This is a genomic window from Gammaproteobacteria bacterium (genome assembly GCA_022450155.1).
In the GTDB taxonomy this organism is placed as follows: domain Bacteria; phylum Pseudomonadota; class Gammaproteobacteria; order Arenicellales; family UBA868; genus REDSEA-S09-B13.
On record JAKUQR010000023.1, the window covers coordinates 19,121 to 45,243 of the forward strand.

The following is a 26,123-nucleotide window of genomic DNA, read 5'->3' on the forward strand; positions in this document are numbered from 1 at the left end:
CCCTATACTCCATGTTTCCTGACGACCGAATAATTTCACAAGCTGTTAGTTTTTGAATCACATGAATGAAACCGAGACACTACTGCTACATATTGACTCCGAAAGAGCACCAACGTGGGCAGCAGCACTGAAGAGCGCCTTGTCTGATGTGCCAGTCAGGATCTGGCCCGAACTGGGTGATCCCGATCAGATTCGTTATGCGCTGTTGTGGAAACCGCCATCTTGCCTGTTCGATGGTTTGCACAATCTACAGGTGATCTTCTCTGTGGGTGCGGGCATAGACCATCTACTGAGCTGTACGACACTACCAGCGGGTGTTCCAGTGGTCCGCATGGTTGAGCCTGTGTTGACAGCGGGGATGGTGGAGTATGTCGTCTACAACGTAATACGGTTTCATCGGCGCATGCACGAATATGATGTACAGCAGCAAAAAACCCAGTGGCGGGTTTTGCCACAGATCACCGCTGGCGATGTGACAATCGGGATAATGGGGTTGGGAGTTCTAGGTGAGGCCGCAGCAGCGGTGCTTACAAAGATGAACTACCGGGTAACTGGGTGGAGTCGATCTCGCAAAAACCTGCCTGGTGTACGAAGCTACGTTGGTGAGCTTGAGTTATCGGATTTTCTTAGTGATACACAGATTCTGGTTATGCTGCTGCCATTGGATGAGGCGACACGGCATATTCTAAACCGTGGGACGCTTGCTCAGTTGCCCAGTGGTGCCTGTGTTATCAATGCCGGACGCGGAGGCCTTATCCGCGAGAAAGATTTGCTCAGTGCGCTCGATAAGGGGCATATCAGTGGTGCGGCACTTGACGTATTTGAAACCGAGCCATTGCCCAAGCCACACCCGTTCTGGAGGCATCCGAATGTGACTGTTACGCCTCATGCGGCCAGTTTGACCAATCCAGCGACTGCGGTTCAGTTCGTGGCCGAAAACATCAGGCGTTACCGGAATGGAATGAGCCTCAAACATGTTGTTGTGCCGTCTGATTGGCGTTAAAGCCTGTTGTTCTGACGGAAAGAGTCTTCTTAACGGTGTGACTAAAGCGGATCGATCTGCGTTTCGAGAACGATCTTCCAGCTGTTGTTCTGGCGTTTCCAGTGTTGTTCGAGCGTCTGTGCCGGCCCGGTTGTCGTCTGAATTCTGAAAACCGCTAGCAAGTGATCGGTTTCACCAGGGTAACTGTAGAGCTCAGGTTGTGGATTGATCACTGAAGAACTGTCGATCAGTTTCTCAGATACGGAAGGAGAAGCCGAACTGGCATAGAATTCCAACAGTGCCTTTTTGTCTACGCGCTTCCACGCTGCTGTCCAATCAAGCAATTTGCCAAGCGGTTGTTCTCGCATACCGGCTAAATCTCCGAAAGGCATCCATGCGGGTTTATCGTCAATGATCACACGGGTCTGGCTATGTTTTCCCAGTTGCTTGTACAGTGATTCAAAATCCAGGTTTGACAACGACACACAGCCGTCGGTTGCCAGTGGTGAACGGTTAATCCAGCCAGGCTCAGTACCGTGCAGCCAAATGCCGTGGCCGCTTCTGGCGCGGGACTTATCAAGACTGTTGGGATAGTTGATCGGCAATGCTCCATAACCGTAGCGCTCGTGAAGACTCTGGCCGGGTATGTAGCCGGTTGTATGATAGATCCCAATAGGAGTCCGTCGATCGCCTTCCTGTTCTTTTCCGGCTCCTTGATGACCGATGGATACATAGTAATCTTGCACCGCAACAGGTCTGTCATTGAGGTATTCGAAAAGGTATAACCTCGATGCGGGGACATCGATATAAATCAGCTGATGGCCCGGATGACCTGCATACAGCAACCGGGCGGGCACTTGCCCTTCGCGATTTGGTCCCTGACTGTGGACGTAATCCCAGCGATTCTTTAGCTGTTCTCGGAGCTTGGCGATGATAGCCAGATCTTTTGCAGGCGCGTAATCGTCTATCTGTTTGGACAGACCCGCCTGTGCTGCGAGAACGTCAGCATGAACAAGACGCCCCAATCGGCTTTGCGGATACTTCTGGGTGAGCGTCGACAGGTGCCGTTGTGCCGCTACATGTTGACCCAATACAAGTTGACGGACGCTACTGATTAGCTCAGCCTCGTAGGCGCTTGTTGCCGGTTTTGCAGCCGACGCCATGCTTTGAATCAGCAGTGCTCCCATGATGCTGACCGTAAATATTCCGATCGTGAAACAACACTCACGTAGGCGGTGTTTTATCAAGGTAAAGGGCACCGTTAGCGCTTGCGTAGTGTGTCAAGAGGCAACAGATCCGGTGTCCGGGAATCACCGGAGGACTTATCTGACTCTGTGCCCAGCAAAGCCTTGCGATATGCTGAGATGGCCCGGGCTGCGTAGAGAGTGCTTAGATTCTGGTACAGCGTTGCATAGACAGGGTCGGTTTGAAGTCCCAGTTGGAAATACTTTGTTGCTTTTTCAGGTTCACCCCCAGCGGCATAGATCAACCCAAGGTTGTTGTATGCCTCTGGTAGATCAGGTTCAACTTCAAGCAGTTTTTCGTAGACTGTAACAGCCTGATCGTTTTTTCCATCAGTTGTCAGGATGCGGGCTTTCAGGAACAGAGGTACGGTGGCATTGGGCTGGAGGCCGAGCCATTGATCAACTTTCTCGAGCGCAAGGCTTAGCTCACCGTTCTTAATGAGCAGGTTAATCGTCCCGACATCGAATGGGTCAGCAGCGTTCGAAGGCGAAAAAGAAATTCCCCAGAGCGCAACTAAGGCTAACATTCTCAAGGTCGGACAACAGTTAAGTGTGCGTCGAAACAATGAATCAGCCTCTCTACAGGAGTACAAAGGTATGCGCTGCAAAAACAGGGGTCGAGCGGGTCTGTCAACGGGTTGAAAGGGCCTGAGCAGATGCCCATCGTGCTCGCCAGTCGTCGGAGACGGTCGGCAGGGTCATCACCTGGGCGCTGTCTATCCAGCCCGAGACGGCACCGAAGATACGAAGCCTGGCCCAGTCGCCTTTGCGTGAGACAACGGTAACTTTTGTGCCGCTATCCAGTACACCAAGTACGTCCGATTCTCCAGTCGTGCTGGGGCGGGATCGGATGCGTACGCGGTTGCGGTTAATTATTGCAGCAGCACCCCGCTCGTCAATAAACTTGCCCCAGACCCACACGTCGAGTCCATCGGGTGACTGAATCATCTTCCAGTTTCCCTTGCTGCCGATTATTTTGATCGGCGTATTGGGGTCGAGTAAGGCGATTACAGTGCCACTGGCGTCTGGTCGACTCAGAACATGGGCATTGGGCTGGGTGACCAGGGCGGCTCGGAAGAGTGCGCTGGTCTGGCTGCTGTCTGAAGAAGGTGAGATATCGATAGCGGTATTTTCAGTCGTTTCACCCGAATTAAGCCGGGCCGTAGCACTTTGCCACCGATCGAGCCATTTATCGGTAACAGACGGGTGAATCTCGAGTTTCTCTGACAGTATCCATGCACGCATCGTGCGGGGTGCTGTAACCCTTTTCCAGTCTCCGGAGGTGTTGAGTACACGCACGTACTCACCTTTTTCGAAGTTTCCAATAACGCTCGAACCGCTTTGGGTTGATGGTCGTGTCCGGGCTCGAACCCCTTCACCGAGAACCCGGGCTGTGTCGCCATTTTGGGCAATCAGTGCGCCGAAAACCCAGACATTGATAGCCACTGGAATTTTTACTTGGGACCACTTGGCGCGGGTACTGATCACCTTGATCGGTGTGCCGCTGGAAAGTTTTGTGATAGCGCTGGACGATGGTTTGGATAAGTGAACAACAGCGCCACGAGTCCCGACCGTTGCCGCATTGAAGCCGGACTTGCTGGCTGGGTTGATTGAATCTGGTGCCGTCGAATCCTGGGCTGTAGTGTTCTTGGACAACTCCGTCAGTGTAAGACCGGAGCGTTTGGCTTCCTGTTGGATGATCAAAACGTCTTTGTCAGCGCCCGGGTATTTCTGTGCGGCAGCCAGGTTGATCCAGTAATATGCTTCTCGTAAATCCCGTCCTGTGCCTTTGCCTGAAAGGTAGCAACGTGCCAGATTATACTGGGCTGCCGCTTCGCCTTTCTTTGCAGATTTCTTCCACCAGTCCACGGCCCGACCCAGGTTCTGCCGGACGCCTATTCCAAACCAGTGCGCATACCCCATATTGAACATGGCGGTAGGATGCCCGCCTTGCGCTGCTTTACGGAACCAGGCGATCGTCTGGTTGAGACTTTTTTTGACACCATGCCCTTTGTGATACGCGACACCTAGAAAATATTGAGCCTGAATGTCACCTTTTGCAGCGTAGGATCGCCAGATTCGTACGGCGGTCTGGTAGTCGTGATTGTCGTAGGCTTTTACCGCATCCCGGAGTTCGTCACCCATGGCGCCATGGGGTCCAAGGAGCAAAAACATGATAACCAGAACCGAAAAGATTCTGGCACAGAGTATAGGTTCACAGGTTTTCACGGGAAAAATAGTGTGTGAAGATCTCCGGGATCTCGCCCACCTCACTCCAAATCATGGTTATTGCAACATAGAGTATTATCGCAAGCCCGGCATAAGCAATCCACCGCTGTTTCTGCAGAAGTCGCGCGATTACTGTTGCCGCGCACATCATCAGTGCCACCGACAAGGTAAGGCCGATAATCAGAACGACGGTGTTATCTCGAGCCACGCCGGCGACTGCCAGCACGTTGTCCAGTGACATTGACACATCGGCTATGATGATCAGGATAATTGCCTGGCGCACCGACTTGGTCTCGCGCTTCACATTTTGATCATCTACACGCGATCCACTGGTCCTAAGATCTTGCCACAAATTCCAGCATACCCAGAGCAGCAGCAAGCCACCGACAAGGAGTAGGCCAGGGAAGTGGAGAAGTTTTACTGTGATCAGGGCGAACAGAATGCGGGTGATTGCGGCACCTGCTATTCCGATAAATATGACCCTCTGCCGCGCTGCAGCGGGTACTCCGGCAGCTGCGAGTGCCACAACAATAGCGTTGTCACCGGCCAGAACCAGGTCTACCAGTACAACCTGAAATAAAGGCCAGATCTGATCAATAATAGTCTGCATGCTTACGAATAGATGGCGACGCTTGAAGTAATTGGAGATTGAATATCGAGATAACCGATTATACTGATCTTCGAGATAGGTCTGGATTACCTCTCAGCACAACACTGTAGTCGTAGTGATTGAGTTTGCCCGGTCGTCAGTTAAGGTGGCTAGAATACTAAGTGGCACCAGAGTGCCTGTTGCTCCAGCAGAGCAAGATGTGTAATCGATGAAAGATATACAAAAGGCCGAATTTCAGTGGATGGATCCGTTGCTGATCCAGGATTTACTCACTGATGATGAGCAGATGATCCAGGATACCGTGGCACGTTATTGCCAGGATCGACTACAACCTAGAATTCTTGAAGCGAATCGGCGAGAAACGGTAGATCGAGACATTTTTTATGAGATGGGTGGGCTGGGGATGCTCGGATCGACCATACAGGGTTACGGCTGTGCTGGACTTAACTATGTCTGTTATGGCCTTATAGCCCGGGAAGTGGAACGCGTTGATTCGGGTTACCGGTCAATGATGAGTGTTCAGTCCAGCCTGGTCATGCACCCGATAAGCGCCTACGGATCAGATCAACAGAAGGAAAAATATCTTCCCCGTCTGGCTGCAGGAGACTGGGTAGGGTGCTTCGGGCTTACCGAACCCGACCACGGATCCGATCCTGGCGGCATGAGGACGCGAGCACACCACGTGGACAGCGGCTATCGTCTGGTCGGATCAAAAATGTGGATCACGAACTCACCCATCGCAGACGTTTTTATTGTCTGGGCCAAAGACGATGAAGGCGCGATTCGGGGATTCATCCTTGATCGCGATATGGAAGGGCTGTCTACGCCTGCAATTGAAGGTAAATTTTCCCTGCGCGCATCGAGTACCGGGGAAATTGTGATGGACAATGTCTTCGTGCCCGAAGAAAACATTCTTCCCGGCGCAAGTGGACTCAGCGGACCATTTGGCTGCCTGAACAGGGCGAGATATGGTATCTCCTGGGGATCAATGGGAGCTGCGGAGTTCTGCTGGCACTCAGCACGTAACTATGTACTGGAGCGCGAGCAATTTGGCCGGCCGCTGGCTGCAAATCAGTTGATTCAAAAGAAACTCGCGGACATGCAGACTGATATTGCTCTCGGGTTAAATGGTGCGCTGCGGGTAGGAAGACTGATTGACGAGGGTCGTATGCTGCCTGACGCAATTTCAATGCTTAAACGGAACAATTGTGGCAAAGCACTGGACATTGCGCGTGTTGCCCGGGATATGCACGGGGCGAACGGTGTGTCTGATGAATATCATGTCATCCGGCATGTCATGAACCTGGAAGCTGTGAACACCTATGAAGGTACTCACGATGTTCATGCGCTGATCCTGGGGCGGACGCAAACCGGGATTCAAGCATTTACCGGTTGAATGTCGGTGGCCGGTGCACTTTCTCAGTTCAGGGTTCTGGATCTCAGTCGGGTTCTGGCCGGCCCATCCTGTACGCAGATCCTCGCTGATCTGGGTGCAGAGGTAATCAAGATTGAACGTCCCGGTGCCGGTGACGATACCCGTGGATGGGGGCCACCGTATCTGAAGGCGGCAGACGATAGTGATACCTCCGAGGCCGGCTACTATCTCTCGGCGAATCGTGGTAAACGGTCAGTGTGTATCGATATCAGTCATCCATCAGGCCAGAGAGTGATACGGGACCTGGCTTTGAAATCAGACGTCCTGGTAGAGAACTTTAAAGTTGGCGGACTCAAAAAATACGAGCTGGACTACGAATCGCTGCGCCGGGTCAATGAACGACTGATCTACTGCTCTATCACAGGTTTTGGTCAGGATGGTCCCGATTCAGCACGGCCCGGTTATGACTTCATGATTCAGGGTACCGGGGGTCTCATGAGTATCACCGGTGAGCGCGATGGTGTACCCGGTGCCGGGCCGCAGAAGGTGGGTGTTGCGATTTCGGATCTGGTTACTGGCCTGTACTCGGTTTCAGCTATCCAGGCCGCGCTGCTCAGTCGGGAAGTTACCCATAAAGGTCAGTACATTGATATGGCGCTGCTCGACTGCCAAGTCGCGATGTTGGCCAATCAGGCGATGAACTGCATGATTTCGAACCAGGTCCCGATAAGAGCCGGTAACGCACACGTCAATGTGGTGCCTTACCAGGTGTTCGAGTCGTCGGATGGGCACATTATTATTGCGATCGGGAACGATACACAGTTTGAACGCTTCTGCGAGTTAGCGGGCGTGCCGGAGTTGGCCAGGGACGCTCGCTTTTCCACTAATACGGGCCGTGTGCAACACCGTACAGAACTGCTACCCGAACTTGAGTGCATCATAAAACAGCGTAGTTCGCAAGAGTGGGCAGCAGATCTTGATCGTCACCAGATTCCGTGGGGGCCGATCAACACCATCGATCAAGTGCTGGCTATGCCTCAGGTGAGGCATCGGAAAATGCGTGTGCCAATGGCACACCCACTGTCGGACCGGTTTGAGATTGTGGGGAGTCCACTGAAACTCGCAGATACACCTCCGGTCTATGAGCGCCCACCGCCACTGCTGGGTGAACACACTGAACAGGTGTTACGCGATCTTTTACACTACAGTGACGATCGTATTCAGGTCCTGCGTCAGGAAAATGTGATCTGACTTGCCGGCTTTAAGAGTCTTCTAATCTGAAAACTATCGGTACAGTTTCGGAAGACGGTATGGCTTTCCCATTGTGTAACACCGGGTGAAAGCGCCATTTCTTTACTGCCTTTACAGCCGCTTTATCCAGCAGGCGAGATCCGCTGCTTTGTCCGACACTGATGGTTTTGACTGTGCCCTGAGCAGAGATTGAGACATTGACCACAACGCGACCCTCGATTCCCCGGTTACGGGCCAGAAGTGGATAGTGTGGTTTAGGGTTACCGGCAACGGGTCTGGGTTTGTGGTTAACCGCAGCATTTCCCGTATCCGGTGTGCTTCTGGAAGCTTGTTGTGTGGGCAAAGCCGGCGCTGCCTGTGAGTCAGATGGGGGTTGTAGTGTTCGGGCATGTTGTTCCGCAATTACCCGATCCAATTCTTCATTGATAGACGTCAGTTTGCTTAACTGTTGTTTAAGAAGCAGGTTTTCAGTTCGAAGTTCAACGCGGTTTTCTGCCAGTGACCGATTGTCCTGCGTCGCATGTGCCAATGAGGTCTGCAGGGCTTTAGCGGCGATTTTGAGTTGGTCTCTTTCCTGGGTGACCGTGGTGATCGATTCGTGAACGTGCTTGTTCATCTTACTGGTTTTATCCATCTGCTCTGTTTCAACAGTCTCAATTGTTGCCTCTGATGGCTCGATGGTCTCGCCAGCATCTCGCGTTTGCTGAATCAGCGTTGCCTGCAGGGTCGAGGCAAAGACAATCTCTTCAGTCAACTCCGGAGGACGGTTTGTATGGGCAAATACAGCCAGGACGCCGACGTGAACAACACACGAGAAAACGGCGGCTGTGGCCATTGGAGACAGGGTCATCGGCCGGTGCCAGATGTCTGAATCTGTCGGCACATTCCTGCGATGCGGATTGTCACGCTCATCAAAACGGCTTGCTCCGGTCTGTTCGGCGTCGCCGTTCCGGATTACCGCACCTCAAGCTTTTCCCGGCCACAAGGTGAGCGACGCGTGCTGCTGGCAGGTCTCCTGGCTTGCGGATCACGGCGGTAGATTCACCTTCCCGGTCAATGACCAGTGGCGTAAACAGTCTGCCGCTCGCCGCCTACAGTTGCGGGTACAGCCAAGGTTGACACGCTCTAGCGTGCGCCTTGTTCCCTTTTAACCCTGTTAGGACCAGCTCGCAGGGCGATATTCTCTTACGGCACAGTCAAATTCAAGTCTGATCCTGACTAAAAGGGGTTCACAAGAGAGTGTGTTCAGAGTGGCTATACTAAGTGTCACCCCTGTTGCTTAATTCACCGCAACCCATGCCTTCCTCGACCGTTAAACGCACAACCTCGGTTAATTCAAGGATCTTGCTTGTGCTTTTACTGTTAGCGATCGGTGCATTCGCGGTTGCATTGTCAGCCGGCAGCGTGTCTATCGACTGGGCCAGTGTGGTGGAGGGTCTTAGGGGACGAGATTTGTCGGTCGACTACGCGGTCGTGTTTCAATTGCGGTTACCTCGTGCTGCTACCGCATTTGTTGTTGGCGGAATGCTGGGGCTGGCAGGTGTGCTCATGCAGATACTGCTGCGAAATCCACTGGCAGATCCGTATGTGTTGGGTGTTTCCGGTGGAGCGGCAGTCGCTGCTCTGCTCGCAATTTTACTCGGCTGGCACGTGGCCGGGATCTCAGGCGCTGCCGCAGTTGGAGCACTGGCTTCAATGTTTCTGGTATTTGTGCTTTCACGGGGGAGTGGAGACTGGTCGACGACCCGCCTTCTCCTGACCGGTGTTGTTCTGGCATCTGGCTGGGGTGCGGTCGTCAGTTTCATTCTTGCAGTCAGCCCAGACGCTCATGTTCGAGGGATGCTGTTTTGGTTGATGGGTGATATCAGTGAAACCTTTCCGGGTTGGATCCGCTTGGGACTATTGATCGTCTCGCTTTTGGTTGCGTTTGGTTTTGCGCGCAGTTTGAATCTCCTGTCGCTGGGTGAGTTGCGCGCTGAATCTCTTGGAGTCAATACAACCCTTTTGAGGGTGGGATTATTTTTCATGGCGGGGTTGCTGACAGCATCAGCAGTTACACTCGCTGGAGCAATCGGTTTTGTGGGTCTTGTTGTGCCGCACATGGTGCGGCTCTGGGGAGGTTCAGATCACCGACTGGTTCTGCCCGGATCAGTATTGCTCGGTGGGGTGCTTCTGGTGTTGGCTGAAGCAGCAGCCCGAACAGTTCTGGCGCCAAATCAGCTACCCGTTGGTGTAATCACAGCATTCATCGGTGTCCCAGTATTTCTCTATTTACTGCAGCGTGACAGGGCAGGCGGTCGGGCATGAGTCTTCTGGCTCTGAAAAATCTGTCGATCGAGATCAGTAATACCTGTGTCTGTCGGAATCTATCGCTTGGGATCAATCCAGGTGAAGTCTGGTCCGTTCTTGGGCGCAACGGCGTAGGTAAGTCCACCCTGCTTAAGACCGTGGCTGGTTTGAGAACTCCGGTCAGTGGCCAGATAATCCTGGATGACCAGGAGGTCATGAATCTCAGTCGCCGTTCCCGGGCGCAACGACTGGGTATCCTGTTTCAGGAAAATGAGACCCTCTTTCCTGCATCGGTGCTTGATACGGTGTTGACCGGGCGTCATCCCTGGTTGAATCCCCTTCAAGGAGAGTCCGTTGAGGACATTCAGAAGGCCCAGGAGGCACTTGAACTGGTCGACCTTGATCAAATGAGTGACCGCAGTATGACATCGCTTTCCGGCGGAGAGCGTCGCCGAGCGGATCTGGCCACCCTGGTGACGCAGGAGCCGCTTGTTCTTTTGTTGGATGAACCCAGTAATCACCTTGATATGCATTATCAAGTTGTTATGCTTGGGGATCTAATCGCCGACTGGCGCAGCCGTAACGGGGTGGTGATACTCGTGATGCACGATATCAATCTTGCATTGCGTTTCAGCGACCATTTGTTGTTGTTGTTCGGCGAAGGGCGGGCCGAATCAGGTCCAGTAGAAACACTGGCAACTGAAGCCACGCTCTCACGGGTCTATAACCACACCATGCGAATGGTCAATACTGCCGACGGCATATGGTTCTACCCGGGGTGAGAGTGATTGACTTAAGCGTTTTTCCTATTTATCGTTCGTTACTCCTTGCAGGTTCTGTGCCGGCGGTTTGCCGCGCAGATAAATGGGAAGCCGGTAAGCATCATGTCAAGCAAATCCGGCACTGCCCCCGCAACGGTAGGTGAGTTATATCGAGCAGCACACGGCCACTGTGGTTTTAACCATGGGAAGGCGTTGTTCGAAGTGTCTTAAGACACTCGCTCACGAGTCCGGAGACCGGCCTGCAGAGGACCCTTTAATTAACCGCGTGGGGCGGTTGCGGGCCATCTGCTGAAGTCGGTCGGTTACCCCCCACCCAACAGCATACGGGTGGTGTGCCGGAGACAAACAGTGATCCGTTTTTACCTTCTGAAGTTTGTAGTTGCAGTCCTATGTTTAACCGTAGTGAGAGGCGCCCTTGCGTTTGAGCCAGTTGTAGTCACAGCGACGCGAACCGCGCAAACAGCTGATCAGATACTGGCTCCAGTCACTGTCATCAGCAGTGAAGATATCCAGAATAGCGAAGCGCGGGATCTGGGAGAACTTTTATCCTCTGTGCCGGGTATAGAACTTACGCGCAATGGCGGTTATGGGAAGAATACCAGTATTTTCATGCGCGGAACCAATTCCGGACATGTTCTGGTGCTGATAGATGGTGTCAAACTCTATTCGGCAACAGTTGGTACAACAGCGTTTCAACATTTGCCGCTGAATCAGATCGATCGTATTGAGATTGTTCGGGGGCCGAGGTCCAGTCTGTACGGTTCCGAAGCGGTCGGCGGGGTAATCCAGATATTCACCAAGGATGGTGCCGGGAAGACAAGTTCGCACGCTGAAGCGGGTTACGGGACTTACAACACGTTTACCGTAGGTGCGGGGTCAACAGGATTCAGTTCAGACTCCAGCTACAGTTTCAATGTGGGTTACTTAAATACCGATGGTATAGACAGTCAGACCGGTGCACAGCCGGATAAGGATGGCTACGACAATACCTCCCTGACAGTCCGCTGGACAAAGTATCTGGATGCTGAAAACGATCTGAATTTGTCGTTGCTGCATGCGAGCGGCAATACAGCATTTGATAATGCGTGGGCTGGAGAGTCAGTTGTCCACGACTCGGACTATACCCTGCAGGTTCTGAATCTTCGGCTGGAACATGCCGATGAGGCAGGCTGGCTGGGTAGCATCCAGTTCGGGAGAAGCCTGGATGATTCGGAGACGTTTGCAGACGGTGTGTCAGACGGAAAGTTTGATACCACGCGGTATCAGCTAAATGGTCAATTAGACTGGCCTGTTGGCGGCCAGCACTTGCTCACCGTCGGTTCAGACTACTCTAATGAATCTGTTGACAGTTCGGTAACCTACGATGTCAGCGAGCGTTCAAATCTGGGCGTGTTCTTGCAATGGCAAGGTGCCTTTGGATCTCAGAATGTAGTGGCCGGTACAAGAATTGACGATAACGAACAGTTTGGTACGCATACGACTGGAAATGTTGATTACGCGCTCGATCTGACAAGTGGGTATCGTCTCAACATCGGTTATGGGACCGCGTTCAAAGCGCCGAGTTTTAATGATCTTTACTATCCGGGGTTCGGTACCCCGACACTGGATGTCGAAACGTCATCATCGTTTGAAGTCGGGTTGAGTCGAGACACTGGATCGAGCCGGTGGGCGATACGTCGTTTCGAGACAAGAATTGACGATTTAATTGGTTATGACCCTGTGACCTTTGCGTCGGTCAATGTCGATGAAGCCAGAATAGACGGAGTTGAGATCGAATGGGCGGGCCAGTTACAGGATTGGCAGATAGTGACCAGCCTGATGTTGTCTGATCCCATTGACAAAAGCACAAACAACAGGTTGCCCCGGCGTGCGAAGGAAGTGGTCCAGCTGGATTTAGATCGTCAGCATCAGACGTGGCGTTATGGACTGAGCCTGCAGTATCACGGAAGCCGTTACGACGATAAAGCCAACAGTTCCCAGCTCGATAGCTATGCCCTGGTTCACGGGCACTTTGTGTACGAGTTGAACAGGTCCTGGGCCATCAGAACAGAGGTCAATAACCTTCTAGATGAAAAGTACGCCACTGCAACAAACTACCGTGAGCCGGGACGAGCTTGGTTTCTTCGTCTACATTACCAGGCAGAGAACTGATGGTCTCCGGTTAGTTTCACTGCCGCGCCTGCTCCAGAGTCTCACAAAGTTTCCTCAGTCCAAGGATAATTCGTGGAGAGTGTCTGTGTAGCAGATCAGCACTCACAGAAAAAAGATGTCCGCGGGCGACTGCAGTGATATCACCCCAGGCCTCCCACTTTTTCAGCCACTCAGGCGCACCATCTGGTGTTCCGCCAACAACGATGACCTCCGGATTTCGTTTGATTACTGACTCCAGAGACACCACGGGGGCAATGTCCGGAAGGTCGGAAAACAGATTTGTTGCACCGCAACTACGGAGCAACTGACTGACGATGTGGTTGCCATTGAGGGTGATGATCGGTTCATGCCAGACCTGATAAAAAACGGTGAGGTTTTTTCTATGGCCGAATTCTTGCTTAATCCCATTGGCCTCGATCAGTAGTTCCTGACTTCGCGCCAATCCCTCCTGAGCCCTTCCAACCACTTTGCCAATCTGCCGTATTGTGGTTGCCAGGCCTTCAAGTGTGCTGGGTTCTGCGCGATAAACAATCAGTCCGAGTTTCTCGAGGCGGTTCAGCTGATCTGACGGATTGCCGCTTGCCCAGGCAAGTATGAGATCCGGCTGGAGTTTCAGTATGGTCTCAAAATCCAACCGGTCGTGTGCACCGATGCGCTGAATCTTGCGTGCGGCTGCGGGATAGTCGCTGTGCTCAACGGTACCGACCAGGCTATTACCGCCGCCAACGTGATAGACGATTTCCGTCAGTGCCGGAGCTAGACTGATTGCTCGATGGACAGGTCCTGACAGCGTGATGACGTTTCCAATGTCATCGGTTACTGAGATTGGTTCAGCCTTTAATTGGCTGGCGCAAACCAGAATCATCACCACGAGTAATTTTACTGACCAGGACAGTATGGTAGACATCAGATTGCGCTGTGTGTGGGAGCGACTAGATCCAGTGCGCAGTACCTGTCATAACCCGACTGGCTAGGCGCATCAGCGATTTTACGGGTATCGGTAGGTCGGCCGAACCGGCCTGATGTGCAGTTTCCCCATGTTGTTGCTCATCTTCTTTCATGGCGTCGACGACAGCTCGGCTAGCGAGATCTTTTTCTGGTAGGCGATCCAGATGGGAGCGAAGATGGCCTTCAACCTGTTTTTCAGTTTCTCTAAGAAATCCCAGGTTAATCCGGTCTCCAGCAAATCCGGCGGCAAGCCCGACCACAAATGAACCCAGATACCAGGCTGGGTTCAATAGGCTTTTCCGTCCGCCAAGGGAATTGATGCGGTTCTCACACCAGCGCAAATGGTCTTGCTCCTCGAGCGCAGCCAGGCTCAAGGTTTTTCGCACCCTCTCTGAACGCGATGTCAGGGCTTGGCTCTGGTACAGAGCCTGGGCACAGATTTCGCCAACGTGGTTAACCCGCATGAGTCGTGCAGACAGATTTTTCTCTGTCGGGGTCAAGTCCCCTTCGACGATTCCTTCCGCGGGATCAGGTCGGTTCGTACCGGCTTGACGACCAAATAATACGGCTAGAGTGTCGTCAGCGGCACAGATCAGACGGTCTAGAGAAGAATAGGTGCGTTCAGCCAAGGGCCTGGGCTCGGGTTGCTCAAGTCTAGTAGTGCTAGTTTAAAGGCTACGACCATTTTAGGGGGGCTGATCATAAAACCAGACGCCGTCTGACCAGCGCTACGGCGACCCAGGTGCCAACGATACCAAAAACTGCCAGTACACCGATATGCAGCCACGCGTCTATTACGGGTCGGCCTACAACCAGCGGTCTGATCAAGGCCACCGCGTGCGTGAGCGGCAAAAACTGAACGAACGTCTGCATGGGAGCAGGAAGACTGGCCGTGGGATAGAAGACACCGCACAGGATGAACATGGGCGTCATGACCAATGTGAGATAGAACGTAAAGAACTCATATCCTTTCGCCAGTGCGGTCATAATGAGTGCAGGTGCTGCAAAGCAAAATCCGGTCAGAAAATGTTGCGGGCAAAGCCAGTACAGCCCTCCAGTCAGCAACGGCACCTAGAACAGCAGCCACGGCGAGGATCGCCGAGCCACTGACCAGGCTTTTGCTGGCGCACCAGAGCAGCTCCCCAATGACGATATCGTCGTAATGGGTGGTCAGTAAAATGGTTTTACCATTGCGTTTTAGCCGATGGATCAGGGACCAAATCATGTGCCGGGCCTGAGGATCAAGGCCCGTTGTTGGTTCGTTAAAAACCAGTAGATCGGGGTCATTTATCAGCGCTCTGGTCAGGATCAGTCTGCGTTGCATGCCGCCAGACAGGGTTGAAATGCGATCCTTTGCCCGGTGATCAAGTTCAACCAGTTTAAGTAGCTTGGGAATGCGGTGTTCCAGTAACGAGGATCTGATCCGAAAGTGAAGACCATATATTCGCAGGTTTTCAAACACTGAAAATCTGGGTCGAGGTTGTCAGCCTGGGGAACGATACCTGTACGTTGTCGGATTTCACGCAGATTGCTGTCAATACTTTTACCGAAAATACTTAGAACTCCCGAAGTTCTCCGCGACTGTCCCAGGAGCATGCGCAAGGTAGTCGTTTTACCAGCACCATTGGGCCCTAGCAGGCCAAAACAGCAGCCGCGCTGGATGTCCAAGGTCGAGGCCCCGAGACAGCCTCCAGTTCGCCGTATGCTTTGTGCAGGGCCCTGCACATGATGATGGGGTCGGTCTGTATTTGGGTAGCCGCGGTTGAGTCCACTCGGTCTGGGAACGCGTTCAATTGTTCTTCAATTCTTGAAGTTGGATCTGTACCACTGGGGCAACTCCGCTATGGAGTTCAATACCCAATCACAGCCCTTCGGGGAGGTGTCTGCCCCATTACCCGTGCGAACCTGAAGGGTCTTCAGGCCTGCACTAATCGCGCCAGCGATGTCTGTCTGAGGGCTGTCACCAATCATGATCGTGTTTGATCTCTGGTAGCCTGCCCGTGTGAGAGCCATTTCAAAAAAAGCCGTTTCAGGTTTGCCGATCAGTGTGATCTTTCCGGAGATTGCCGATTGGAGTGCGGCAACGATAGGTCCCAGCCCGATTCGAATGATGCCACCGTCTGGCCAGGTGGGATCCTTGTGCATCGCCACCGGTTCTGCACCGGCTTCGACCAGACGCCTGGCTATATCGATCTCTCCAAAATGGGCCCATTGCGCCTGCCCGATGACCACCGCATCAACGGGTTCTTCGTTTCGGGTGACTGTGTGACCATGGCTTCGAAAGAGCGAATCAAGATTTTCATCACCAATCAGGAAGCAGTGTGCATGACCGTACTTGGAGTTCACATATTCCACGGTGGCTTGAGAGACCGGGAAAATTTCTTCGCCAGTGATTTTGTAGCCGATGTCATTGAGTTTGTATTCAATATCTAAAGCAGACATTCTTGTGGTGTTGGTGACGAGCAAGAACCTGCTGCTTTGGGAACGAAGAAACGACAGCGATTGCGGTCCACCTTCAATCAGGTTCGGCCCATCACAAAGCACACCGTCTATGTCGATAAAAAAATCAGGCTGCGGCACTATTCATCTACGGAGATGGGTTGAAGGTGGGCTAGTCTAACCGCAGAACACGAGGAACAGAACGTCGGGGCAAGTTTCGAGACGGCGTTGCGGTTCCGGGATCTGTTGCCAATAACTGCGTATTGACGCACAGTTAGCTGGTATGGACACTCAGGCCGAGGCTTTAGAGCAAAGCTTTTTGGGATGGCAATGCCGCTTACGTCAGATCGCCATGCGTCGGGGCGAAGGCCGGCCGAGCGATGGTATGCAACCTCGTATCCTACTGAAAGAGGATGGCCTGAAAGAGGATGGCCGTTATTCCACCGCAATCACTGTACTTATCAACAGACAGTCGGCAGAAAGTGATGCAAGCCGGTTTCGATATTTGGTGCAGAAGACCCATGATCCAGCAGATCGATTCGCCAATGGTCTTAAGTTCCTCTCAGCGACGCATTATCAGAGGCCACACGAGTTCTCTGATGAGTTAACCGCGTTGTTTCAGCCCGGCGGTCTTTTGGTTCGAGCGTTGCTGGCCAAGCGGCTCTGCACCTTGGCGTTTTCTCAGTTCAGCGCAGCTTACACTTTACCTTGTACGGTACGGCAGCTGGCCGACGACACCCCTGCCTATCAGGCAACATACTGGCACAACCGGCTGTTCAATTCCCGAATGCCCGAGGATGTAATCATTCTTGGGTTTAAACCAGACTGGAATAAAGCGAGCAGTACAATCTGACCTACATCATCAAGATATTGTGGACCTGTACTTTATTTACGTATCGCGCCGATGAGATCGATGCGTGCGCGCTCGAGGTGTTCGTGAATCGTTGCAATTGCCGCGTCGATATTACGGCTTGCGATCGCGTTGTAGAGCTGTCGGTGTTGGGCATTGTATTTGGCGATACGCTCAGAAGTCAGAATTGTATCCTTCATTGAGGCCCATTGGGTGTGCGTACGGGTTTCATTGATCAGCTGATAGAGCCAGACCATCAGTCGGTTGCGCGTGCATTCTGCCAGTGACAGGTGAAACTCGCTGTCAGCCAGCGTGAATTTTTCCGGGTCAGTCGGTGTTGATTCCACTCGAGCAAGTGCTTTGCGGAGTCGTTCGATATCAATCGCCGTGGCGTTGGCAATTGCTAGTCTTACCATCTGAGGCTCGATGCCAAAGCGTACATCGATCAGTTCGAGAGGGCTGGTGACGTCGGCGATGGCAGTCTGTTCGGCAAATTCTCTATAGGTAACAAAGGTGCCGCTGCCGATCTCTCGTGTGACCATCCCAAGTTCTTCGAGTCGACGGAGTGCTTCGCGAATCGTTCCTCTGGAAACGTCAAAGGTTTCGGCAAGATGCCGTTCCGCGGGTAGACGGTCACTAAACCCATAAACACCCTCAACTATTGAGCGTCGTAACTGTGCTGCGATACCCGCGGAACCGCCGACATCGGCCGCATCAGGTATACGCGCGACCGCGTGATCGGGATGACTGGATTGTATAAGAGTCTGATTAGCCATCACTCGGTTTAAATAGGTATTAAGTTGGTATAAATCGGTACTAGCTTATCTAGTATTGGTCCGGTATACAAGAAATAAGATTTAAGTTTACTGTGTTGACATCGGCTTATTCCAAGAGTTAATGTTGACCGTTTCTGGTCTCCTCCACAATCTTTAAAGGTCTTATATTGGTATAATCACAGAACACACCAGTCCAGCTGGACACTAAAGGAGAGAAAAATGACCGACCTAGAAGCCCATGTAGCACAGCCAGGACGCGACGATCTAGTCAAGCAGGTCAGCGAAAAAATTAAGGAAACCGGTGTCGACTATATGTATTACCAGTTTATTTCGGTCACTGGACGCATCGTCGGCAAGGGTATTCCGTCCGCGCATTGGGAGCGCCTCGCCGAAAAAGGTTTCCAGCTGGTTTATGGGTCAACCGCAAATCTATTTGTTGACCGCCATGGTAACTATATTGGTTATGGCCCTGAATCCTCTGAGCTTGTTGGTATTCCGGACCCCGAAACTTTTTGTCAATTGCCCTGGGACAAACGGGTCGGCCGTGTATTTTGTACACTGTTTCGCAATCGCGAGGAGCGCGAGAATCCGGGTGGTGCATTAACTTCGGATTGCCGTGGTAATTTACGCCGTATTCACAATGCATTCCAGGATAAGCATGGACTGGATATGCGCTGTGGCACTGAGCCTGAGATGATGTGGTTGAAGCGCGGTGATGATGGTAAGCCGAACGGTGGTGTGACCAAACCCAATTGCTATCATATCGACCAGTTCGAAGAACTTCGCCCCACTTTCATGAAGGTTATAGAGTATTCGCAACAAATGGGTCTCGATATTATCCAGGGCGATCACGAAGATGCACCCGGACAACTCGAGTTGAATACCCAGTTCGATGATGTGCTGCGTAATGCGGATCGGCTGACCACTTACCGCCAGATCTGTGCGCAGGTTGCTCGCGAGGATAACTTGATCGCCTGTTTCATGTCGAAACCATTCATGGGTGTATCGGCCTCGGGCTGTCACCATAATATGTCGCTATGGCGCGGCGGTGAAGATGTGGTCAATACGCTCGGGTTTGATTCCTTACCCGGTATGGAAGGGGCTTTTACCTACCGGGTCGGTGGTGAGAATACCTTCATGCCCGATCCATCGGTTGACGAGCGTGCCCCCGGCCCGATTGGTTTGCAGTCTATCGGCGGTGTTATCAAACACCTCAGTGCGCTGACTTCGATCGGTTCTTCGACGGTTAATTCCTACCGCCGTCTCTGGGATACGGGTTTCTGGGCGCCGATCTTTGCTGACTGGGGTTATCAGAACCGTACCTGTGCATTGCGTGTATCTGCACCAGGCCGATTCGAGTACCGTTCGGTTGATTCGATGGTGAATCCTTACCTGATGGGTTCCGCGCTGCTGAAAGCTTTCGACGACGGTATCGATAACGATCTGGATCCCGGTGAAGCGGAAGAACGCAATATCTATGAGGCGATTGACGCGGGTAAAGAAGTCAAGAAATTGCCGATGTCGCTGGGTGAGGCCCTGGAAGAATTGGGCAATGACGAGGTCATTAAATCATCGATGCCTGGTGAAATGTACAGGGTATTCGAGCATTACAAACGCGACGAATGGGAACGCTTTATGCACACCACGACGGAGTGGGATATGGAAACGTATCTGGACTGTCTGCCTTAATACCCGTTCATTGTGTATCGGGTTGCTGCCCAGGACAGCACTCACCCGACCAGTTTGACAGATCAACCAATTTTCGGAGGGATTTTCTATGTGTGGTATAGCCGGGCTGATTCACCGCGGTAAGAGTGCTGATGTCGGTAGCGAGCTGACTTCCATGTTGCAGGCACTTAAGCACCGGGGCCCCGATTCAACTGGGTTTGCCCTCTATGGGAACCCTCGGGATAACGAGTATGTGATGCGGTTCAAAGTGGCAGAACAGGAAGAAATGCGGCATGGGTTTCTTATTCACGACCAGGTCAAAGAAAGACGGGCAGAGGTAGACAGACGTCTTGAGGAATCCGGTGTGCGTAAAACAGCGGAGTTAGAAGCAACTGAATATGCATTCCGTTACCAATTCTCATTTGACGGAAACATGAAGCGCATCGCTGATTATGTCGAAGATATTGAGGGTGTCGAGATTCTATCCGTAGGAAATTCGCTGGAGTTGATCAAAGATCTTGGTGACGCAATGGTTGTGTCTGAGCAGTATTCGCTAAGCGGGTTTGAAGGTACTCATGCAATTGGACACACCCGTATGGCAACGGAATCGGATGTGGATATTCGATCTGCTCATCCTTACTGGGCATATCCATATAACGATATCGCCGTCGTGCACAACGGACAACTGACTAATTATTGGGGATTTCGTCGTGAGATGGAGCGGCGGAATCACCGGTTTATGTCCGACTGTGATTCCGAACTGATCGCGGTCTACATCGCAGACCGGCTGGATCGAGGGGATGATCTGGAAGAAGCGATGACACGATCTGTGGATGAGCTGGATGGTGTTTTTACCTATGTCGTTGCGACTGAAGACAAACTTGGTATGGCAAAAGATGTGATGGCAGCCAAGCCGATGGTGCTTTATGAAAGTGATGATTTTGTGGCCCTGGCATCAGAGGAAGTGGCAATCCGAACCATATTTCCGCATGAAATCGATACTTATGATCCCTACGAGGGAGAGGTAAAGATATGGCAGAGCTAAAAACCGTTGAGTCATCCCTGGAGATGGGGATGCACACTGAGCAGTTGTCGGGGCGCACACAGCAGGTCTTCTTCTCATCTGAAGAGAGTGATAACTATACCTATCCGTGGGCAGATGAGGTTGACTTCGCCAAGTCTACTGAGATTGATGCTGAAGGTGTCGAGAGTAAGGAAGTCAATAGCAAGATCCGAGAAGCGATGGAGCAGGGTTACGGGACGATCACTGTTTTGAATCCGGCTGCCAAGCACTCGTTGGGTGTTGGTATCCTGAACCGTCTAAATCTACGCTTCGAGGGCAGTCTGGGTTATTTTGGATGCGGTCTGATCGATGGGCCGAACATCGTGATCACAGGTCGGGTGGGCTGGTCCTGTGCCGAGAATATGATGGCGGGGACGATTATCGTCGAGAAGAATGCAGGTTCCACATTTGGCGCTGCCATTCGCGGCGGTGATCTGGTGTGTAAAGGCGACGTCGGCAGTCGTACCGGCATAGACCAGAAGGGCGGAACGATTATTGTCGGCGGTCGCACGGGGGCATTTTCTGGGTTCATGATGCAGCGGGGTCGCATGGTGATCCTGGGGGATGCAGGTAAGCACCTGGGTGATTCAATGTACGATGGCACGATCTATGTGGGGGGCACGATTGAGAATCTCGGGGTAGATGCGGTTGAGGGCGAGATGTTGGATCTGGATGTCCAGTGGTTGACTCAGAAGTTTGGCCTGTACGGTTTAGAGGCACCAAACGGCATTGAAAAAATGACCAAGATTGTCGCCGGAAAACAGTTGTGGAATTACGACAATCTCGAGCCTTCAGAAAAGAAACTCGTGCTTTAACGAACTCAGGACAAAAATCATGTCAACGAATAGAAATACAGATGTCATCGGGCACAGTTTTATTTTCCCGCCTGAGGTGATTGATGATATACACATCAAGTCCGAGCTCGGCCGTTACCGTATGCGGGGGTTTTCACTATTTAAGAAAATTCCAAGCTGGGATGACTTGACGTTTCTACCGGGCACGCTGACAAGATTTGTGATCGAGGGCTACCGGGAAAAATGTCTGACTAAGACGGTTATCGGGCCCCGGGCGAAACGTCCACTGGAGCTGGATATACCGATTTACATTACCGGAATGAGTTTCGGCGCACTATCGTACGAAGCAAAGACAGCGTTGGCACGTGGCGCGACAATGGCCGGCAGTGCGACGTGTTCCGGAGAGGGCGGAATGATACCGGACGAACGGCGGTATTCCGAAAAATGGTTCTATCAGCTTATTCAATCGCGTTACGGTTTCAATCCCCATCATTTACGCCTGGCCGACGGCTGTGAATTTTTTATTGGTCAGGGATGTAAGGTCGGCCTGGGCGGTCATTTGATGGGTCAGAAAGTCACTGATCAGGTGGCGGAAATGCGGTCCCTGCCCGCGGGTATCGACCAACGTTCTCCCGCTCGTCACCCCGATTGGCTGGGACCCGATGATCTTTCGCTAAAAATTCAGGAAATACGGGAAGCGACGAACGGCGAGATCCCCATTCAGCTCAAGCTGGGTGCCGCACGTGTTTATGATGATGTGCGAATGGCAGCTAAAACGGATCCAGATTCGATCTACATCGACGGGATGGAAGGTGGCACCGGTGCCGGCCCACACCTGGCAACCGAGGAGACGGGTATCCCTGGCATAGCAGCAATACGCCAGGCTCGGCGGGCGCTTGAGGACGTGGGTGTGTCCGGGGATATCACGCTGGTGTATGCCGGTGGTATCCGAAATGGTGGGGATGTCGCAAAAGCGCTGGCTTTGGGGGCTGATGCGGTCGCGATTGGCCACTCATCTTTAATGGCGCTTAACTGTAATAAGGATATTCCAGAAGCTGATTTTGAGAAAGAGATCGGGGTCGAGGCGGGCCATTGTTATCACTGTCACACGGGTCGGTGCCCGGTCGGCGTGGCGACCCAGGATCCAGAGCTTAGAAAGCGGCTCAATCCGGATGATGCAGCTGAACGTGTGTACAACTTTTTACACACGCTCACAATTGAGTGTCAGATGCTGGCCAGGGCATGCGGCAAGACAAATGTACATTCGCTGGAACCTGAAGACCTGGCAGCATTGACAATGGAAGCATCGGCTCTGGCCCAGGTGCCACTAGCTGGCTCCCAGCATACGGTTGGCCGGCCTGACATGACCCGGTTCTGAGGAGACGCTCATTATGACAAATGAAAAAGATATTGATCATTTCATCAACACGGATGGTCTAGATACAGAACGGGAGCAGACTATTGGCCAGCACATCGGCTATCGGTACGACGTTAACTTGGTACCAGACCCCCGCCGGGTAACACCATTTCTACAAAAGTACATCGATACCATGGGTTGGCGGGATTTAAACTGGCTCGAGGATGTGCATATGGGTTACGAGGATGGCCGACCGGCTGTTTTTGACCGTAACATCAATGGCTGGGTCTCGATTCCAGAAGATATGAAACTGCCTGATAATCAGCAGGATCGTGACATGATTGCTCGCGAACTGCTCATACGGTTTCAGATGTCACCCCGTCACCCGATGGTTGACTTGCGCAAGGCCTACGCAAAATTCTAGCTGTTAGTTGTAAAGGAGTAATGTAAGGGAGCCTTGGTTATTGTTGTTGGGGCAGTGTTGTTTGGTGCGCCTCAACCAAGTCACCAGAACAAGCCACAGTTCTTAACTGATGTGAGCTGGCAATCGTACAGTATACTCAGCTCTATTTTTACACTGTGGCATCCTATCAGAATCGGGTTCCTTCGGCTGTTCGGCAAATTGGCTAGATCTCTTGAAGGGCGATTTCCAAATTGGAGAACAAAATGTCTACACCTGACAGTGATATTGAAATCGCCCGAGCAGCGACTACTGAACCCATTCAGGTTATTGGCGAGAAGCTTGGCATTCCCGAAGAATCATTACAGCCCTATGGACACACCAAAGCAAAGATCAGTTACGATTTTATAAAGTCGCTGGAGTCCAGACCCTATGGAAAACTGGTGTTGGTAACCGCTATTTCTCCAACACCCGCCGGCGAGGGCAAAACGACAACCAGCGTCGGCCTGGGTGATGGCTTAAACCGGATCGGCAAAACCGCCGCGATCTGCCTGCGTGAGCCCAGCCTGGGCCCATGTTTTGGGATGAAGGGCGGTGCGGCAGGCGGCGGCTATGCACAAGTGGTCCCGATGGAGGACATTAATCTCCACTTTACCGGTGATTTTCATGCGATTGGTGCCGCGCACAATCTGTTGTCCGCATTGGTGGATAACCATATCTACTGGAGTAACGAGCTGGAGTTGGATTCGAGACGTGTCACCTGGCGTCGTGTAGTCGATATGAATGATCGGGCGTTGCGCCAGATCACGACTTCCTTGGGCGGTGTGGCCAATGGGTTTCCAAGAGAGAGCGGTTTTGATATTACGGTGGCGTCGGAAATTATGGCGATTTTTTGTCTGGCTGAAGATCTAGATGATCTGAAGCGTCGTCTAGGCAATATAATTGTCGGTTATACGCGAGACCGCAAGCCTGTCCATTCTCGAGATGTGCATGCGCCGGGTCCGATGACGGCGTTGCTCAAAGATGCGTTTATGCCCAATCTGGTCCAGACGCTGGAAAACAATCCGGCGCTGATCCATGGTGGGCCATTTGCGAATATTGCCCACGGTTGTAATTCTGTGGTGGCAACGAAGACAGCGCTCAAACTGGCTGATTACGTTGTGACCGAGGCTGGTTTCGGCGCTGATCTTGGTGCGGAGAAGTTCTTTGATATCAAGTGCCGCAAGGCAGGTTTGGCACCGGATGTGGTTGTACTGGTGGCCACTGCCAGAGCCCTGAAGATGCACGGGGGTGTGGCCAAGAGTGATCTTAGTTTAGAAAACGTGGCTGCAGTCGAAGCGGGCCTGGAGAATTTAGGACGCCATCTACGCAACATCACCCAGTATGGTGTTCCGGTTGCTGTCGCGATCAATCGATTTACAGCCGATACTGACGCCGAGTTGGGTGCTATCAGCCGGTTCTGTTCAGAATTCGGTGTTGAGGTCTTTAGCTGCACACACTGGTCAGATGGTGGCGCCGGGACTGAAGCTCTGGCAACCCACGTTGCAAATCTTGCCGACAGTGGTCAGTCGCAATTCCGCACCCTGTATGACGACAAGCTCTCGCTTTGGGAAAAAGCCCGGTGTGTCGCCCGTAATGTATATGGTGCGGATGACATCATCGCAGACAAAAAGGTTCGTGCGCAATTTGATGAATACAACAAGGATTATGGGCATTTCCCAGTCTGCATGGCAAAGACCCAGTACAGTTTTTCAACCGATCCAAATCTGCTTGGGGCTCCCTCGGGACACATGGTGCCTGTTCGGGAGATTCGACTTTCGGCTGGCGCGGAATTCCTGGTGGTAATTTGCGGCGAGATCATGACCATGCCGGGTTTGCCGCGGGTACCCGCCGCAAACAGCATCTCGGTCAATGAGCAGGGTGAAATAGAAGGTTTGTTCTAGTGCAGAAGGCTCTATTGGGGAACGAGAGACCTGATAAACAAGCGCACCGGTGCTGGGATGCGGTAGCAGCCAGTATTGAAGCGTGAACTTAAGTTATGCCAGGTCGAGCTGCTGTTCGCGCCGTACAGTCCAAGCCTGGAGTAATTTGTCTATTAGGAGAGTAGTTTTAAGCTAATCCTAATACTTTCTTTCTGTCGTTGGCCCAAGTTCGTATCACTTGATCAGCGGCCAGACCAATAAAGGCAACACAAAGCCCTAGGGTCAGTCCATTGCCTGTTCCATTTTTATCGGATAAAGCTTTCAAAATAAATTGTCCAAGATCATCGGTACCAATCATCGCGCCAATGATGATCATGGATAACGCAAACACGACGGTTTGATTAACGCCCAACGCCATGTGTGGAAAAGACATGGGCAATTCAATTTTGATCCATCTTTGCAGTCGATTGACACCTGACATTGAGCCCGCATCATGCAAATCTGGCGACACACTGCGCAGTCCTTCCACGGTATAACGGGTAGCAGGAACCGTGGCATAGACAATAACTGCGATTAATACGGAGGTATCGGTTACGCCAAAAAGCATAATCACGGGAATCAAATATATAAAGGATGGAAAAGTTTGAAACGTATCACAAACCAATAAAATGAATTTTGCGGAATACGAATTTTGCGCACATAAAGTTCCCACCGTAACGCCAATAATGGATGACACAATGACTGCAAAGCTCATTAAGTACATCGTAATAAGGGCTCTATCCCACCATTCTGTCAAAGCGATAAACAAAATAAATCCGCCAACAATTGCTGCCGATCGTATTCCGCCGATGATGTAACCAACGCCCATGGTTAAAGCAAGCGTTGCAACAACCGGCATACTGAGATACGCGGCTTTCATCGGCATCAGGATCTGCTGAATCAAAAATACATTAAACCCTTTTAATGTGAAGAAGAAGGTATCCCATATCCAAT

General features: G+C 52.1%; 25 protein-coding genes and 2 riboswitches. Of the genes, 13 read left to right on the forward strand and 12 right to left on the reverse strand.

Going from position 1 to position 26,123, the window contains the following annotated elements; all coding sequences use genetic code 11:
* Positions 1-61: 61 nt before the first annotated feature.
* Positions 62-1,003 (forward strand): glyoxylate/hydroxypyruvate reductase A, encoded by a 942-nt coding sequence (locus MK323_11890; GenBank protein ID MCH2482852.1) that lies wholly within the window; start codon positions 62-64, stop codon positions 1,001-1,003.
* Positions 1,004-1,044: 41 nt separating this feature from the next.
* On the opposite strand, the gene MK323_11895 is transcribed toward MK323_11890, so the two are convergent.
* The 4 genes from MK323_11895 to MK323_11910 form a co-directional block, all read right to left on the reverse strand.
* Positions 1,045-2,241 (reverse strand): L,D-transpeptidase family protein, encoded by a 1,197-nt coding sequence (locus MK323_11895; GenBank protein MCH2482853.1) that lies wholly within the window; start codon positions 2,239-2,241, stop codon positions 1,045-1,047.
* A gap of 2 nt (positions 2,242-2,243) precedes the next feature.
* The gene (locus tag MK323_11900) at positions 2,244-2,753 is read right to left on the reverse strand and encodes a tetratricopeptide repeat protein (GenBank protein ID MCH2482854.1); all 510 of its coding nucleotides are present in this window, start codon (positions 2,751-2,753) and stop codon (positions 2,244-2,246) included.
* Between the two features lie 103 nt (positions 2,754-2,856).
* Positions 2,857-4,401, reverse strand: a complete 1,545-nt coding sequence (locus MK323_11905) for an SH3 domain-containing protein (GenBank protein ID MCH2482855.1) — start codon at positions 4,399-4,401, stop codon at positions 2,857-2,859.
* A gap of 40 nt (positions 4,402-4,441) precedes the next feature.
* Positions 4,442-5,065, reverse strand: a complete 624-nt coding sequence (locus MK323_11910; protein MCH2482856.1) for a YjbE family putative metal transport protein — start codon at positions 5,063-5,065, stop codon at positions 4,442-4,444.
* Between the two features lie 208 nt (positions 5,066-5,273).
* Here MK323_11910 and MK323_11915 point away from each other — a divergent pair, with 208 nt between their 5' ends.
* Together MK323_11915 and MK323_11920 are read left to right on the forward strand one after the other, a co-directional pair.
* Positions 5,274-6,461, forward strand: a complete 1,188-nt coding sequence (locus tag MK323_11915; protein ID MCH2482857.1) for an acyl-CoA dehydrogenase — start codon at positions 5,274-5,276, stop codon at positions 6,459-6,461.
* On the forward strand, positions 6,462-7,691 hold the full coding sequence (locus MK323_11920; protein MCH2482858.1) for a CoA transferase: 1,230 nt from the start codon (positions 6,462-6,464) through the stop codon (positions 7,689-7,691). It abuts the gene before it with no gap.
* Positions 7,692-7,701: 10 nt separating this feature from the next.
* Here MK323_11920 and MK323_11925 read toward each other — a convergent pair whose 3' ends face one another.
* Positions 7,702-8,574: an energy transducer TonB gene (locus tag MK323_11925; GenBank protein MCH2482859.1), complete on the reverse strand. Its 873-nt coding sequence runs from the start codon at positions 8,572-8,574 to the stop codon at positions 7,702-7,704.
* Between the two features lie 104 nt (positions 8,575-8,678).
* A riboswitch (cobalamin riboswitch) is annotated at positions 8,679-8,873 on the reverse strand.
* 168 nt (positions 8,874-9,041) lie between these two features.
* Between MK323_11925 and MK323_11930 the strand changes: the two genes are divergently transcribed.
* From MK323_11930 to MK323_11940, 3 genes are all read left to right on the forward strand, one after another.
* Positions 9,042-9,998, forward strand: coding sequence for an iron ABC transporter permease (locus MK323_11930; protein ID MCH2482860.1), 957 nt, complete (start codon positions 9,042-9,044; stop codon positions 9,996-9,998).
* Positions 9,995-10,762 (forward strand): ABC transporter ATP-binding protein, encoded by a 768-nt coding sequence (locus MK323_11935; protein ID MCH2482861.1) that lies wholly within the window; start codon positions 9,995-9,997, stop codon positions 10,760-10,762. Before MK323_11930 ends, MK323_11935 begins: the two co-directional genes overlap by 4 nt.
* Before the next feature lie 32 nt (positions 10,763-10,794).
* A riboswitch (cobalamin riboswitch) is annotated at positions 10,795-11,020 on the forward strand.
* A 90-nt stretch (positions 11,021-11,110) separates the two neighbouring features.
* Entirely contained in the window at positions 11,111-12,913 is a 1,803-nt protein-coding gene (locus tag MK323_11940) for a TonB-dependent receptor (protein MCH2482862.1), read from the forward strand.
* 16 nt (positions 12,914-12,929) lie between these two features.
* Here the strand turns inward: MK323_11940 and MK323_11945 are convergent, their stop codons facing one another.
* The 5 genes from MK323_11945 to MK323_11965 all read right to left on the reverse strand — a co-directional run bounded on the left by MK323_11945 (position 12,930) and on the right by MK323_11965 (position 16,441).
* A complete protein-coding gene (locus MK323_11945; GenBank protein MCH2482863.1) occupies positions 12,930-13,820 on the reverse strand; it encodes a cobalamin-binding protein in 891 nt (296 codons plus the stop codon).
* Positions 13,821-13,845: 25 nt separating this feature from the next.
* The gene (coq7, locus tag MK323_11950; protein ID MCH2482864.1) at positions 13,846-14,490 is read right to left on the reverse strand and encodes a 2-polyprenyl-3-methyl-6-methoxy-1,4-benzoquinone monooxygenase; all 645 of its coding nucleotides are present in this window, start codon (positions 14,488-14,490) and stop codon (positions 13,846-13,848) included.
* Between the two features lie 70 nt (positions 14,491-14,560).
* Entirely contained in the window at positions 14,561-14,848 is a 288-nt protein-coding gene (locus MK323_11955) for an ABC transporter permease (GenBank protein ID MCH2482865.1), read from the reverse strand.
* On the reverse strand, positions 14,823-15,323 hold the full coding sequence (locus MK323_11960; protein ID MCH2482866.1) for an ATP-binding cassette domain-containing protein: 501 nt from the start codon (positions 15,321-15,323) through the stop codon (positions 14,823-14,825). Before MK323_11960 ends, MK323_11955 begins: the two co-directional genes overlap by 26 nt.
* Before the next feature lie 338 nt (positions 15,324-15,661).
* Positions 15,662-16,441 (reverse strand): HAD-IIA family hydrolase, encoded by a 780-nt coding sequence (locus MK323_11965; GenBank protein ID MCH2482867.1) that lies wholly within the window; start codon positions 16,439-16,441, stop codon positions 15,662-15,664.
* 142 nt (positions 16,442-16,583) lie between these two features.
* Between MK323_11965 and MK323_11970 the strand changes: the two genes are divergently transcribed.
* Positions 16,584-17,153 carry a hypothetical protein gene (locus MK323_11970; GenBank protein ID MCH2482868.1) on the forward strand — a complete coding sequence of 190 codons (570 nt, stop codon included), beginning with the start codon at positions 16,584-16,586 and terminating at the stop codon, positions 17,151-17,153.
* Positions 17,154-17,185: 32 nt separating this feature from the next.
* Here the strand turns inward: MK323_11970 and MK323_11975 are convergent, their stop codons facing one another.
* Entirely contained in the window at positions 17,186-17,926 is a 741-nt protein-coding gene (locus MK323_11975) for a FadR family transcriptional regulator (GenBank protein MCH2482869.1), read from the reverse strand.
* A gap of 219 nt (positions 17,927-18,145) precedes the next feature.
* Here MK323_11975 and MK323_11980 point away from each other — a divergent pair, with 219 nt between their 5' ends.
* From MK323_11980 to MK323_12005, 6 genes are all read left to right on the forward strand, one after another.
* Complete coding sequence (locus MK323_11980; GenBank protein MCH2482870.1) at positions 18,146-19,615, forward strand: glutamine synthetase family protein; 1,470 nt, start codon at positions 18,146-18,148, stop codon at positions 19,613-19,615.
* Between the two features lie 88 nt (positions 19,616-19,703).
* Positions 19,704-20,639 (forward strand): class II glutamine amidotransferase, encoded by a 936-nt coding sequence (locus tag MK323_11985; GenBank protein ID MCH2482871.1) that lies wholly within the window; start codon positions 19,704-19,706, stop codon positions 20,637-20,639.
* Complete coding sequence (locus MK323_11990) at positions 20,627-21,472, forward strand: GXGXG motif-containing protein (GenBank protein ID MCH2482872.1); 846 nt, start codon at positions 20,627-20,629, stop codon at positions 21,470-21,472. The genes MK323_11985 and MK323_11990 overlap by 13 nt, the downstream gene beginning before the upstream one ends.
* A gap of 19 nt (positions 21,473-21,491) precedes the next feature.
* Entirely contained in the window at positions 21,492-22,829 is a 1,338-nt protein-coding gene (locus MK323_11995) for an FMN-binding glutamate synthase family protein (protein MCH2482873.1), read from the forward strand.
* A gap of 13 nt (positions 22,830-22,842) precedes the next feature.
* Positions 22,843-23,232: a hypothetical protein gene (locus MK323_12000; GenBank protein MCH2482874.1), complete on the forward strand. Its 390-nt coding sequence runs from the start codon at positions 22,843-22,845 to the stop codon at positions 23,230-23,232.
* Between the two features lie 242 nt (positions 23,233-23,474).
* Positions 23,475-25,151 carry a formate--tetrahydrofolate ligase gene (locus MK323_12005; GenBank protein ID MCH2482875.1) on the forward strand — a complete coding sequence of 559 codons (1,677 nt, stop codon included), beginning with the start codon at positions 23,475-23,477 and terminating at the stop codon, positions 25,149-25,151.
* A gap of 166 nt (positions 25,152-25,317) precedes the next feature.
* Here the strand turns inward: MK323_12005 and MK323_12010 are convergent.
* The coding region (locus tag MK323_12010) for an ABC transporter permease subunit (GenBank protein ID MCH2482876.1) at positions 25,318-26,123 on the reverse strand (806 nt) is incomplete at its 5' end.

What these genes read in the sequence shown, in the direction of transcription:
- MK323_11890 (MCH2482852.1), top strand. Translation starts at nt 62, where the DNA reads ATGAATGAAACCGAGACACTACTGCTACATATTGACTCCGAAAGAGCA.
- MK323_11900 (MCH2482854.1), bottom strand. Translation starts at nt 2,753, where the DNA reads ATGTTAGCCTTAGTTGCGCTCTGGGGAATTTCTTTTTCGCCTTCGAAC.
- MK323_11905 (MCH2482855.1), bottom strand. Translation starts at nt 4,401, where the DNA reads ATGTTTTTGCTCCTTGGACCCCATGGCGCCATGGGTGACGAACTCCGG.
- MK323_11910 (MCH2482856.1), bottom strand. Translation starts at nt 5,065, where the DNA reads ATGCAGACTATTATTGATCAGATCTGGCCTTTATTTCAGGTTGTACTG.
- MK323_11915 (MCH2482857.1), top strand. Translation starts at nt 5,274, where the DNA reads ATGAAAGATATACAAAAGGCCGAATTTCAGTGGATGGATCCGTTGCTG.
- MK323_11920 (MCH2482858.1), top strand. Translation starts at nt 6,462, where the DNA reads ATGTCGGTGGCCGGTGCACTTTCTCAGTTCAGGGTTCTGGATCTCAGT.
- MK323_11935 (MCH2482861.1), top strand. Translation starts at nt 9,995, where the DNA reads ATGAGTCTTCTGGCTCTGAAAAATCTGTCGATCGAGATCAGTAATACC.
- MK323_11945 (MCH2482863.1), bottom strand. Translation starts at nt 13,820, where the DNA reads ATGTCTACCATACTGTCCTGGTCAGTAAAATTACTCGTGGTGATGATT.
- MK323_11955 (MCH2482865.1), bottom strand. Translation starts at nt 14,848, where the DNA reads ATGACCGCACTGGCGAAAGGATATGAGTTCTTTACGTTCTATCTCACA.
- MK323_11970 (MCH2482868.1), top strand. Translation starts at nt 16,584, where the DNA reads ATGGACACTCAGGCCGAGGCTTTAGAGCAAAGCTTTTTGGGATGGCAA.
- MK323_11975 (MCH2482869.1), bottom strand. Translation starts at nt 17,926, where the DNA reads ATGGCTAATCAGACTCTTATACAATCCAGTCATCCCGATCACGCGGTC.
- MK323_11980 (MCH2482870.1), top strand. Translation starts at nt 18,146, where the DNA reads ATGACCGACCTAGAAGCCCATGTAGCACAGCCAGGACGCGACGATCTA.
- MK323_11985 (MCH2482871.1), top strand. Translation starts at nt 19,704, where the DNA reads ATGTGTGGTATAGCCGGGCTGATTCACCGCGGTAAGAGTGCTGATGTC.
- MK323_11990 (MCH2482872.1), top strand. Translation starts at nt 20,627, where the DNA reads ATGGCAGAGCTAAAAACCGTTGAGTCATCCCTGGAGATGGGGATGCAC.
- MK323_11995 (MCH2482873.1), top strand. Translation starts at nt 21,492, where the DNA reads ATGTCAACGAATAGAAATACAGATGTCATCGGGCACAGTTTTATTTTC.
- MK323_12000 (MCH2482874.1), top strand. Translation starts at nt 22,843, where the DNA reads ATGACAAATGAAAAAGATATTGATCATTTCATCAACACGGATGGTCTA.
- MK323_12005 (MCH2482875.1), top strand. Translation starts at nt 23,475, where the DNA reads ATGTCTACACCTGACAGTGATATTGAAATCGCCCGAGCAGCGACTACT.